Here is a 12,174-nt window from a genome sequence, read left to right on the forward strand (position 1 = left end):
ATGATGAGTTGGAAAGTTGGAGGGTTGGAGAAGAAATACGAGTGAAAAGTTGAAAGTCGAAAGAAAAAACTTTAAAAACTTTTCAATGCAGGTCGCGGCGGTCACGTGCCCTTTTCTCTTCCAGGATCTTTTCCTCTATGGTGCGCGGCAAGGGATTGTAGTTCAGAAACTCCATGGAATAGTTGGCCCGCCCACTTGACAAAGTCCGCAGTACGGAGGCATACCCGAACATCTCCATCAAGGGAACCCTGCCCGACAATTTCTGTGAACCCTTGCGGTAACGGCGCATGTTGTCGATGCGTCCGCGACGACGGTTGATGTCACCAATGATATCGCCCATGAATTCATCCGGGGTGTTTATTTCGATTTTCATCATCGGCTCCAACAATTGGGCGCCGGCCTTTTTTACCGCCTGCTTCAATGCCTGCTGGGTACATGCGCGAAACGCCATCTCGCTGGAGTCCACAGCGTGGTACGACCCGTCTGTGAGAACAAAACGCACATTCACCATGGGATATCCGGCCAGCAGTCCTTTGGCCATTGTATCCACAAAAGCGCGTTCCACCGCCGGAATGTATTCCCGGGGGATATTGCCGCCCTTGACATGGTCCACGAATTCCAGTCCGCCCTCTTCTTTGGGCTCAAGCCGGAATTCCACGTGGGCATATTGACCGTGCCCGCCGGTCTGCTTTTTAAACTTGTGTGCGTGGCTGACTTCGCGGGTAATGGTTTCCCGGAAAGCCACCGCGGGTTCTCCCACTTCCACGTCAACCTTGTGCTCCGTGCGCAGGCGATCCACAACGACCTCCAGGTGCAACTCCCCCATGCCGGAAACCACGCTTTCCCCGGTTTCATCATCAAAGCGCACGCGGAACGAAGGGTCTTCCATGGACATCTTGTTCAGGGCCACGGCCATGCGATCGCGGTCCTTCTGAGTAACCGGCTCGATTTTCATATCCAGCACGGTGTCGGGCGTATGAATGGCCTCCAACAGGATGGGATGGTCCTCACTGCACAAGGTGTTGCCCGTCATGGTGGACTTCATGCCGATCAGGGCGCCGATCGATCCTGCGCCCAGGACCTCGACATCTTCACGCTTGCTGGCGTGAATGCGCATGATACGCCCCACTCTTTCCCGCTTGGCCGTGGTTGAGTTGTAGACGTAGGATCCCGCTTTCAATTCACCCGAATAGACACGGATAAAGGTCTGTTGACCCACGAAGTTGTCGTTGATGATTTTAAACGCCAGGGCCGAGAAAGGCCGGTTGGATGCGGGCTTGCGACTTAACGTCTTGACCGGGTCCACCGGATCATGACCCAGGATGATGCCCCGGTCAATGGGAGAGGGCAGGTAGTCCACCAAAGCATCCAGTAAAAGCTGGATTCCCTTGTTTTTAAAAGCGGATCCGCAGAAAACCGGAGTAATCAACAGGTTCAGCACCGCGTGCCGAGCGGCGGCACGAATATCTTCCGCTGCGATTTCCTCCTCGTTGAGAAATTTTTCCATGAGCGCATCGCTGAAATCGGCCAGGGTTTCCACCAACCGTTCTCTCATCTTGAACGCGGTTTCCCGATATGTCTCAGGTATCGGCACCTCGTGGCGTTCAAGACCGGAGTATTCATGCGCCGTGAGGCTTACCAGATCGATGATGCCGTAAAAATCGAGCTCACTGCCCATGGGGAGCTGGAAAGCAATGGCGTTGGCATCCAGCATTTCGTTCATCATGTCGATGGTTTGCAGCAGGTCAGCACCCTGCCGGTCCATCTTGTTGACAAAGGCGATGCGGGGCACCTTGTAGCGATCCGCCTGGTGCCATACCGTCTCGCTCTGGGGTTCCACTCCGCCCACGCCGCAGAACACCATGATAATGCCATCCAGCACGCGCAGGGACCGTTCCACTTCCAGGGTAAAATCGATGTGCCCCGGCGTATCGATGATGTTGATGGTGTGGTCGTTCCAGAAAGTCGTGATGGCCGCGGATGAAATCGTGATTCCACGTTCCTGTTCCTGCTTCATGAAATCCATCACCGCCTGCCCGTCATGGACCTCCCCCATCTTGCGCGTGCGCCCCGTAAAAAAGAGCATGCGCTCCGTGGTGGTGGTCTTGCCGGCGTCGATATGGGCGACAATACCGATATTGCGGATCTTCTGTATCCTGGGTGTGTCCATTTATGTTTTTCTCCTGGTCCAGCCCTGTTGCTTGAAACTCGATTCAGCCGCCACGGGAAAACGATTCAAAAGATCAATTCTCCGAATGGGGGGAAGAGGGGGAAACCGTGTTCCAACCGCTGAATTATACCAGATTCAAGCAGAAGAGTAAACCGGAAGAAGGGATTATTCCCCGCGTTGCCCAACACGCGGCAATCCCCGGCGAATAATCAGCAAGGCGGGGATCAGGAGCAGCAGGTCGCGAACAATCAGCTCGATCATTCCGCCAGTGTGCGTGCCAGCCGTGGTGGTAAAACAGCCGCAATCAATGCTCAAGCCGCGAAGCAGGTTAATTCCCAGCGCGGCGACAAAAACCAGCAAGAGGCCGCCCAACAGCAACGCGGCGCCTTGAGCAAACACACCGGCAATCAGGAATATCCCCGCCAAGAGTTCCAGCCAAGGCAGCCAGACAGCCAGGGGGTGGATCATCCAGGCGGGAATCAGCTGGTAATTGTATAGAATGTCGGCGAAAGCGGCGGGATGTGCGATCTTGTCCAGGCTGGCGTAGATAAAAACACCTCCCAGAAGCAGGCGGCATACCATCAGGGTCCATTTCCATGTTCGGGTTGTCACTTCATGCCTCCCGGGAGTTCAATCCTGTTTCCAGCGGCGCGCCAGCCCTCGATCCCGCCATCATAGACCATTACGTCGTGTATCCCCCTGTCTTGCAGCCAGGAAGCCAGAAAAGCCGAATCCAGGCACTCCGGGTCGATGCAATACGTCACTACGGTGAGACCGGCATTCAGTTCATCCTGAAACTCATCGTAAGCGGACTCTTTGCGGCTGAGCGGCAGGTTCCGCGCTCCGGGGATGTGTCCAATCCGGTAAGCCGATTCTTCCCTGGCATCCACCAGCAGCACCATGTCCGCTTCCATCAACGCTTTCAGGGTATCCAGGTCGATCCTTGAGATATCGCGCAAAACGGCTTGCTCAACCTCAGGCTGCGGCTGATAGGCGGTGGCCAAGGGCAAGCCCTGATTGCGCAGGGCGTTGACCACCAGGGCGACCACCAGGCCGGCAACAAGGATCAAGAGCGTTTCGAGCAGAGTGCGACTGACAAAACGTTTCATATCAGACCATATTCTACGGTACCATCCGGATCATGTCAAACGGTACATCCAGCCCGGCCGATCGAGGTATGGGAGAACCCATACCTCGACCGCGCTTGTTTACTCAGCTTTTCAGGACGTTGATTTCTTTTTTGGGCACGCGGGAGAAGTAGGTGTAGAGGATGGGAACCACGAACAGGGTGAGCAGGGTCGATGCCAGCAGCCCGCCGATCAGGGCGATGGCCATGGGCGAACGCATGGCTGAGCCTTCGCTTGTGGACAGGGCCATGGGCAGCATGCCCAGGATGGTCGACAGGGCGGTAATGAGAATGGGGCGCAACCGCACCACCGCTCCCTCGATGACGGATTCCAACGTATCTGCGCCTTCGCGGATCAATTGATTGATGTAGTCTACCATCACGATGCCGTTGTTGACCACGATGCCGGCCAGCATTACAAAGCCCATGATGGAAGGCAGGTTGACGTTTTTTCCGGTAAGGGCCAACAGCACGGCGGTTCCGATAAACGCCAGCGGAATGGTAAACATGATGATAAAGGGGTACTTGAAGTTCTCGAACTGGGACGCCATGACCGCATACACCAGCACCACGGCCAGCAACAGGGCCAGCAGCATGGTGGAAAACGCTTCTTTCATATCCTTGAACTGGCCGCCCATCTCTGAAAAATAGCCTTCCGGCAGGTTGCCGATAATGGGACCGGCCGCTGCCATGATGTCGCCTACCACCCGGGTCAGATCCCGGTCAACGTAGTTGGCGGTAACACTGACTTTGCGTACCTGGTTCTCGCGGTTGATGCGCACAGGGCCGGTAGAACGTACGAAATCGGCCACTTGGCCCAGGTAGACTTTGCCGCCCGCGGGGGTCATGATGGGCAAACCGCGCAAGTTGTCTACTGTGGCCCGGTCGTGTTTACGAATGCGTACGCGGATATCGCGTTCCTCGCCTTTCAGGTGCATGCGACTGGCCACGGTGCCAATGGTCATGGCGCGTACCTGGCTGGAAACATCGAAAGGCGTCAGGCCCAGGCGTGACAGTTCTTCTTTTCTGAGCAACAAGCGCATCTCGGGTTTGCGTTCCTCCATACTGGTCTGCACGTCGCGAATCCCTTCGACATTTTTAATGGCATCGGCCACACGATGGGTCAGGGAATCCAGAACATCCAGATCACGCCCGAAAAAGGCAAACTCAATGGGGCTGGTTGAAGTGCCCATCATGGCGGAGCCCATGTTGATCGATTGCACGCGGCCTTTTTCCAGGTCCGGGAAATGACGCCGCCACTCCTCCAGGATCTGTTGGTCCGAAATATCCCGTTCACTGCTGGTCTTCAGGAAAGCAAATAAGATCGCTTCGTGTGAACCTGCAGCGCTCATTTCCGAGGCGCCGCCGCTCTCACTGTCATCCGCCCCGACCTGGACCATGGTGGAGATCACATTCGAATCCTTGATGGCCTGTGATTCCACGTACCGGATCACGCGATCGGTCTCGGCAAGGTTCGTGCCGACGGGCATACTGACTTTGAGCAGAATCATATTCTGATCACTCTGGGGCATGAACTCACCGCCGAGATTTGCCGCTAGAACAATAGACAACGCGAGCAGAATCACGGTGGAAACAACCACAATGCGCCGGCGGCCCAGGGCCCAGCGCAACCGGACGCGGTACCATTCCCTGGCCTTGGCAAAGTGTTTGCGGCCCAGGTCAACGGTTTTGCTGCCGGTGCCATGGCCGGTTTTAAACAGCCATGAAGCCAACAACGGGATAATGGTCAGGGCCACAAAGAGTGATGCCAGCAGAGAAAAAGACACCGCCACGGCCAGTTCCCGCGACATTTCCCCCGACATGCCTTGCGAAAGCGCCATGGGGAAAAACACGGCGATGGTGGTCAGGGTGGAGGCGATGATGGCAGTGCCCACTTCCGAGGTGCCGATGCGGGCCGAATCAAAGGGAGACTTCCCGGCTTCAAGGTGACGGAAGATGTTTTCAATCACCACCACGGCGTTGTCCACCAGCATGCCCACCCCCACAGCCAGGCCGCCCAGTGTGATCAGATTCAGGGTGAACCCGGACAGGTACAGGGCGATAAAGGTAACGATTACGGAAAGGGGAATGGCGATGCCGATGGCGATGGTGGGCCGCAGATTGCGCAGGAAAAGAAAGATCAGCAACATGGCCAGGATGCCGCCCACAACAACCGTATTGGCACTCTTGCTGACCATGCGCTCGATGATATCGGAAAAATCCATGCCGATGGAAAATTTCAGGTCCGGATCCAGCGTGGGCTTGATCTCTTCAAGGGCCTGCTTGACACGCCTGGCCACAAGCACGGTGTTGGCGCCGGAGCTTTTTGTAACAATGGCGTGAACGCCTTTGGTGCCCTGCACGCGTGCCAGGTTGCGGATCTCCTTGTGGGTCTCTTTTACCGTAGCGATATCTCGCAGGAATACCGGTTCACCGCGGCGTCCGGCACCCACCATCACCCCGCCGATCTCTTCAACCCTTTTGAACTCACCCAGGGTGCGGATGAGATATTCACCGTGACGTTCATCGATATAGCCGGATGGCAGGTTGATATTGGACGCCTGGATGGCAGCCACTACCTGGGTGATGGACAACCTGCGGGATTCGAGCTTACCCTTTTCCACGTTGACCAGTACTTCCATCTCTTCCGGAGAAAACACCACTACCGAAGCCACTCCGTCCAGCCTTTCCAGGCGCGTGGCAACCTCCTCATCGATGTAATCCTTCAGGTCAATCAGGTCGCGTTTGCCTCCGGTAATGCCATACATCAGGATGGGCATATCGGCGAAATTAAACTTCACCACCATGGGTTGACCGGCATCCGTGGGCAGGTATCGCTGAAACTGGCCGATGCGGTCACGGATATCCTGGGCGGCAAAATCCAGGTTTGTTCCCGATTCAAACTCCACCATGATGGTGGAAATCCCTTCCTGCGATATCGAGTTCAATTGCTTGACGTTGCTGACCGTGGCGATCCATTGTTCCATCGGACGGGTGACGCTTTCCTCGATATCTTCCGAAGATACCCCGGAATAAGAAGTCACCACCGAAACGTAGGGGCTGTCGATATCCGGCAGCATATCGAGACCCAGTCCGGAAAAAGCCATATAGCCGAAAATCAGGATCACCGCCACCACCATGGTTACCGTGACCCTGTGGCGCAATGAGAATTCAACGATCTTCATGGCTTTTCTCCGGAAATACGGATCGGCGCTCCGTCAGTTAAATCGTAGTTACCGTCCACAACCACCTGGGCGCCGGGCTCCAAGCCTCCGAGTACCTCGAAATAGGTCTCGTTACGTAGCCCGACCTGGATGCGGGTGAGGCGGGCAAAGCCGTTGTCGTACACAACCACCCGGTCTTCGCCGATCAGCGCCGACAGGGGTAACATGAAAACGTTTTCGATTTTTTCCACTTCAATGGCGACGGCGGCGAATACCCCCGCCTTGATCGCCATGTCCGGATTTTCGACACGCACCTCTACCTGAAAGGTCTTGGAAGCCGTGTCCGCGGCCAGGGTTTTGGTGTAAATCGTTCCGGTAAACATGCGGTCTGCCAGCGTACTCACTTTCACTGAACAGGGCATGCCCACAGAGATCTTCTCGATATCTTCGGCCACAACGTCGATTTTCACTTTGACACGGCTCAGATCCATGAGGGTCAATACACCGAAACCCCCTCCCATCTGAGGATTGATCATGTCGCCCTCATCCAGGTGACGGGCGGTGATGATGCCGTCAAAAGGCGCGCTCATACGGGCCGATTTCAGGTGGTGCCGCACCAGGTTCAAATTTGCCTCTGCGCTCTGTTTCTGGGTCAATGCGGATTCCAGGGCCAGTTCAGCTTTTTCCAACTGCATGCTGGAAACGGCGTTGCGTTCATGCAGTTTGCGCATGCGCTCGGCATTGACGCGGGCATCTTTCAATGCCGCACCAGCTATGGCCGCGGCGGCGACTGCCTGCTTCCGCTGCAGTTCCAGGCTGGTCGTATCCAGCTCCGCCAAAAGTTGGCCGCGCCGAACCGTATCGCCCTGTTTGACCAGGATGCGTTCCACCCGTCCGGACACATCGGGAATAATGCCGGCCTGCTTCCAGGGCATCACCGTTCCCGTATAGTTCAGGACCCGGGTGAACACACCTTTCTGCACCGGAGCCACCGCCACGTTGATGGCCAGTTTCTCCGGTCCCGTCTGCTCCTGCTTATCCGGACCGCAGGCCGCGGCCAACAGCGCCGCGGCCACAACCACTATCATGCGTTTTTTCATTGCTCTCCTCCCTTGAGACTGACTCCCGTCAGTTTTTCCAGTTCAGTGGCCGCAACCGTGTAATTGTACATTGCCTGCAAGCGGGCGACTTTCGCCTGGGTCAGGCTGTTGTATGACGCATTCAGTTCCAGGATCGTAATCATCCCCTCTTCATAATTCAACTCAGCAATACGCACACCCTCCTGTGCGGTTTCCACACTTTTTTCCGCGCTGAGGATATTCTGGTATTCCTGCTCCAGGGTCAAGCACAGGTTCTGGATCTGAATGCGGGTGGCTTCATCCAGTTCTTCTGCCTGCATGCGCAGGGTCTTGTTCAGCACCCGCAATTCCCCCACTTGACCACTTCTTTTCAAGCCCGTGAAAATCGGCAGGCTGATTGAAAGGTTGATGGTGTAATAATCATTCCAGTTTCCCTCGACAAAGCGGAAGGCATTGGAACGGTAGTTGTACTGAGCCACAATGGAGAGGTCTGGCAAATAGGCGGCATAGGCAATCTTCAGCAGATTGGCCGCCTTGCGGCGCTCCAATTCCAGTTGACGGATTTCCGAGCGGTTTTGCAAAGCCGCCCGGATCAACTCCGCCTGGTCCACGTTGATCTGTTGAAAACTCAATTTTCCCGTTGCCCGTACTTCGGTTCCCGGTGCAAGGCCCACGACATGCCTCAGATTTTCCCGCGTAAGGCGGATCAATTTGCGCACATTGAGCAGGTCCGGCTCCGTGGCGCGGAGATTGAGTTGCGCGCGCAACAGGTCATATCTTGAGGCCATTCCCAGCTCATTTCTGACCGAAACGTTTTTCAAGTTCCGTTGCGCCAATTTTCGTGCTTCCCGGTGGGCTTTTTCCAACTCGTTCAGCACCAGCAGGTTGTGAAACGTCTTGGTGACATTCACCACCAGTTCATCCCGCCCGGCCTTTACTTTCTCCTGGGACATTTCCACATCCAGGCGCGCGTTCCGGAATGTATGCCAGATCTTGCCTCCGGTAAATACGGGTTGCACGATCTGAAAGGTGAACTCGTAATCCATGGTAAAGTCCAGAGTAACCTCGGTGGGCTCCCCACCGGGAACCATGGAGGGCATTTCCAGTACCATCAGTTTTTCGTCCAGGTTCTTTGCCCCGGACAAGTTCACTTTCGGAAGAAAACCCAGGTTCTGGCGCAAACGGAATTTGGCCATGCGCACTTCCTGACGCTGAATCTCAAACCCGGTATTGTTCTCCAGGGCCATTTTGAGAGCCTGGTCCAATGTCAATTCCCTGGTTCCGTCGCCGGCGGCGACCGGACCGGCGAGAATTCCCACTAAGATCAAGAGCCACAACCATCGTTTCATTAGTACCTCCTCAATTGCCTGAATCATCCATCACTTTAGCTGTTTCGCGGAATCATTGTATTTTATTGAGCAAACCATTGCATAAAACATCAACTGCGGTTTGGACCGCATTCATGTACTCATTCTCACTCCAGGTATGAAACATTTGGTTCAAGTTGATTTGGGTCATCATGCCGATATAGATCGAGGCCAGAAGCTCCGGTTTGCAGCACCGATTCAGTTCACCGGCCTCCACAGCGAACTGAAAAAAGGCGACAAAGGCCAGATAGGTTTCTCCCTGCCAGAAAGGCGGCTTGCTCCCATTATCATTCTTGCCGCACTGGTCAAACAGTTCCACAATCAAACGACGCTCCGACAACATGATGCGCACCAGGCCCTGTTGACGAAAAAAATTTTTTGCAACTTCAACCGACATTTTGCGCAGCCTCAGCGGGAAATCTTCCCGGAAATTACCGATATGGGGTCGAATCAACTCAGCAACCCGGGCGTGTAGGTCTTCGAGAACAGCCATGAATATGCCCTGTTTTCCCGAAAAATAGTTGTACAATGTGGGCTTGGAAACCCCCGCCGCGGCCGCGATATCATCCACGGTGGCGTTGGCGAACCCTTTTTCCTGGAACACATCCCGGGCCCGGGACAATATAAACGCACGCACTGCTTCCTTCATATAGTTTTACTCACGGTAAAAATATTTAACTAACGGTAAATTCTATATAATGGCTCAGTCGTTGTCAATACCTGTATATGCCTGTATGCTTTTTTACGAAGTTTTCGCCGTGTAGGTTCCGACAAAACCGCGTCTTTCTTTAAAAAAGGACAAAAAACCTTTCGCGGGAATTCCAAGTATAATCCTTTGTAAACAGAACCCGAAAACCCGGCCCGGTAAATCGGCTCCGGAGTGTGACCAATCCGCAGCCGCCGGGGCTGGTTTTCGGCTTCGAAGGAGATTACATGAAACGAGGCGTTTTGATCCTGATACTCGTGCTGGTCCTGATATTTGCCGCAATCGCCCTTATTGGGGGATATATCTATATGCAGTTCACCCGTGAACCGGAGATCCCGGAAAATGCCCTGTTGGTTCTACCCCTTTCCGGTCGCGTCTGCGACCTGGAAACATCCCCTGTCGCGCACAAAACCACGATAAAAGATGTCTTTTTTCACCTGCAACGTGCCAAGACGGATAAGCGCATTCAAGGGCTTTTGCTGAAAATCTCCTGGATCCATGCCGGCCCAGCCGCTGTTGAAGAACTGGGGTTCCTGATCCGTGATTTTCGTGAATCGGGCAAGCCCGTGCACGCATTTATTGAGGATGGGGGGCTGAATGAATACGTGCTGGCTTCCCATGCCCAGTCCATCACGGCCATGCCCGGGTCCGACCTTTTCCTTAAACACTTCGCCTCTGAAGCCCTGTTCCTTCGGGGCACTCTGGACAAGTTGGGCATTGAAGCGGAATTCTATCACATCGGTGAACACAAAACCGGCGCCAGCATCTACACCCGCGACGGCATGAGCCCGGAACACAAGGAATCGCTCACTACTTTGCTTCAGGATATCACCGATCATGTCATCCGGACCATTGCGCATAACCGCGAAATGGAGGCAGGAAAAGTCAGGTCGCTGATCGATGATTTGTCTATGTCGAACCAAACCTATCAAAAAGAAGGGTTGCTCGATTCCATTGGTTATGCGGATGATATTTTTTTCAAGGACGGTTCCAGCCTGAAACGGCTGGCTTTCTCTAAATACGTGCAAACTTCACGGCCCAACCCTTTCCCCGGCCCCCCCCGCATCGCCCTTTTGTTTGCCGGAGGTGAAATCCATGCGGGTGGCAGCGGCGGCCCCTCCATGTTTGGTGACTCGGTACTGGGATCTGATGACCTAAGCGCCCAGATCCGCTCCCTTCGACGCCGAGATGATATCAAAGCGGTCGTGCTGCGCATCGACAGTCCGGGAGGCTCAGCTACGGCTTCCGAATCAATCCGCCGCGAATTGGAGTTACTGGACAAGCAGAAACCCCTGGTGATCAGCATGGGCCCCTTGGCCGCATCCGGAGGCTACTGGCTGTCCACGCCCGCGAGGCTCATTGTATGCCTGAACACGACACTGACCGGATCCATCGGGGTGTTGGGAGGAAAGTTCATCAATCGAGGGTTCTACGACAAAATCGGCTTGAGAAAAGAACTGGTGGAAAGCGGTGATTTCGCGGGTATGTTCTCAGATATCCGCCCCTTTACCCCTGCGGAGCGCCGGCGCTTTCAATCACTGCTGCAACGCACCTATGATCGTTTTGTCAATCTGGTATCCGAGAGTCGCAACTTAACCAGGGAACGAACCGAAGCGGCTGCCGCCGGCCGTGTGTGGTCTGGTTCCCGGGCCCTTGAGCTCGGCCTGGTGGATCAATGCGGCGGCTTGCTGGACGCCCTTGCCGCAGCCCGCAGCCTGGCCGGCTTTAGCGATAAAGATCCCGCCGGACTGCTGATTCTTCCCCGGCGCAAGTCCCTCCTGGACGTGTTGATCGGAATGACCGCCGGGGTCAGTGCGATGGAAAACCCGAAGCTGGAAGCCCTGCTGCAAAAGTTCAAGCGCAGTTTTCCCGCGGCCATCATGCCTTTCCGCGTGCAATTTCAATAGGTTTCAATGACGCCGCCTCCCCCTTTGCACCAGAACCGGGTATGGCCGCTTTCGCGACTGAACTCATCCAACTGGCGCCGCCGCTTGCAGCGCTTGCTGGAAGGGGGCGGGTTGGTGGTCTATCCCACCGACACCTTGTACGGCATGGGAGGAGATTTTCGCAATCTTGACCTGCATCGCCGCATCGGCTGCATTAAGGCGCGCGCCCATAAATCCTATTCCGTTGCGGTTTGGGACATGCACGCACTCACAGAACTGTCTTCCGCTCTGCCTTCATGGCTTGGCCGAAATGCCGGACGTGTTTTCCCCGGACCCTATACCATGATCCTGCCGGCCAACCCCGGCCTCAATCGGAATCTGCTTCACGGTGCCGACACCATCGGTCTTCGCATCCCCGCCCATCCGTTTCCCCGAAAAGCGCTGGCGGAAATCCGCATCCCCCTGATCTCCACATCCGTCAATCGATCCGGCTCCCCGCCGCTTTCGGACCCCGCAGAGATCCTGGGTCAGTTTCCCGAGATCGACCTGTTGATCGATGCCGGGCGCCTGCCCCCATCGCGCGGTTCCTCTATCCTGGATCTAACGGTATCTCCCCCGCGGATTCTGCGCCGCGGAGAAGGCCTGGAACTGCTGCGGGATCTTGGAATCACTTAAG

General features: G+C 55.4%; 9 protein-coding genes. 2 read left to right on the forward strand and 7 right to left on the reverse strand.

Translation table 11 applies throughout. The annotated features are described in order from the left end of the window. Positions 1-82: 82 nt before the first annotated feature. The 7 genes from fusA to ENN40_10000 form a co-directional block, all read right to left on the reverse strand. On the reverse strand, positions 83-2,170 hold the full coding sequence (gene fusA, locus ENN40_09970; protein HDP95668.1) for an elongation factor G: 2,088 nt from the start codon (positions 2,168-2,170) through the stop codon (positions 83-85). A gap of 165 nt (positions 2,171-2,335) precedes the next feature. Then, positions 2,336-2,752: a DoxX family membrane protein gene (locus tag ENN40_09975; GenBank protein HDP95669.1), complete on the reverse strand. Its 417-nt coding sequence runs from the start codon at positions 2,750-2,752 to the stop codon at positions 2,336-2,338. A gap of 26 nt (positions 2,753-2,778) precedes the next feature. Next, positions 2,779-3,279, reverse strand: coding sequence for a rhodanese-like domain-containing protein (locus ENN40_09980; GenBank protein ID HDP95670.1), 501 nt, complete (start codon positions 3,277-3,279; stop codon positions 2,779-2,781). Between the two features lie 103 nt (positions 3,280-3,382). Next, the gene (locus ENN40_09985) at positions 3,383-6,481 is read right to left on the reverse strand and encodes an efflux RND transporter permease subunit (protein HDP95671.1); all 3,099 of its coding nucleotides are present in this window, start codon (positions 6,479-6,481) and stop codon (positions 3,383-3,385) included. Beyond that, positions 6,478-7,560 carry an efflux RND transporter periplasmic adaptor subunit gene (locus tag ENN40_09990; GenBank protein ID HDP95672.1) on the reverse strand — a complete coding sequence of 361 codons (1,083 nt, stop codon included), beginning with the start codon at positions 7,558-7,560 and terminating at the stop codon, positions 6,478-6,480. Before ENN40_09990 ends, ENN40_09985 begins: the two co-directional genes overlap by 4 nt. Beyond that, positions 7,557-8,915, reverse strand: a complete 1,359-nt coding sequence (locus ENN40_09995; protein HDP95673.1) for a TolC family protein — start codon at positions 8,913-8,915, stop codon at positions 7,557-7,559. Before ENN40_09995 ends, ENN40_09990 begins: the two co-directional genes overlap by 4 nt. Positions 8,916-8,940: 25 nt before the next feature. Beyond that, complete coding sequence (locus ENN40_10000; GenBank protein HDP95674.1) at positions 8,941-9,555, reverse strand: TetR/AcrR family transcriptional regulator; 615 nt, start codon at positions 9,553-9,555, stop codon at positions 8,941-8,943. A gap of 284 nt (positions 9,556-9,839) precedes the next feature. Between ENN40_10000 and sppA the strand changes: the two genes are divergently transcribed. Continuing rightward, on the forward strand, positions 9,840-11,519 hold the full coding sequence (sppA, locus tag ENN40_10005; GenBank protein HDP95675.1) for a signal peptide peptidase SppA: 1,680 nt from the start codon (positions 9,840-9,842) through the stop codon (positions 11,517-11,519). A gap of 6 nt (positions 11,520-11,525) precedes the next feature. Then, complete coding sequence (locus ENN40_10010; GenBank protein ID HDP95676.1) at positions 11,526-12,173, forward strand: threonylcarbamoyl-AMP synthase; 648 nt, start codon at positions 11,526-11,528, stop codon at positions 12,171-12,173. The last annotated feature ends 1 nt before the right edge of the window (position 12,174 follow it).

It is taken from the genome of Candidatus Aminicenantes bacterium (assembly GCA_011049425.1).
Taxonomy (GTDB): Bacteria; Acidobacteriota; Aminicenantia; order UBA2199; family UBA2199; genus UBA876.

Bases quoted from the DNA above. Each gene is read 5' to 3' on its own strand.
- sppA (HDP95675.1), top strand. From the start codon at position 9,840: ATGAAACGAGGCGTTTTGATCCTGATACTCGTGCTGGTCCTGATATTT.
- ENN40_09985 (HDP95671.1), bottom strand. From the start codon at position 6,481: ATGAAGATCGTTGAATTCTCATTGCGCCACAGGGTCACGGTAACCATG.
- ENN40_09990 (HDP95672.1), bottom strand. From the start codon at position 7,560: ATGAAAAAACGCATGATAGTGGTTGTGGCCGCGGCGCTGTTGGCCGCG.
- ENN40_09975 (HDP95669.1), bottom strand. From the start codon at position 2,752: ATGGTATGCCGCCTGCTTCTGGGAGGTGTTTTTATCTACGCCAGCCTG.
- fusA (HDP95668.1), bottom strand. From the start codon at position 2,170: ATGGACACACCCAGGATACAGAAGATCCGCAATATCGGTATTGTCGCC.
- ENN40_10000 (HDP95674.1), bottom strand. From the start codon at position 9,555: ATGAAGGAAGCAGTGCGTGCGTTTATATTGTCCCGGGCCCGGGATGTG.
- ENN40_09980 (HDP95670.1), bottom strand. From the start codon at position 3,279: ATGAAACGTTTTGTCAGTCGCACTCTGCTCGAAACGCTCTTGATCCTT.
- ENN40_09995 (HDP95673.1), bottom strand. From the start codon at position 8,915: ATGATTCAGGCAATTGAGGAGGTACTAATGAAACGATGGTTGTGGCTC.
- ENN40_10010 (HDP95676.1), top strand. From the start codon at position 11,526: ATGACGCCGCCTCCCCCTTTGCACCAGAACCGGGTATGGCCGCTTTCG.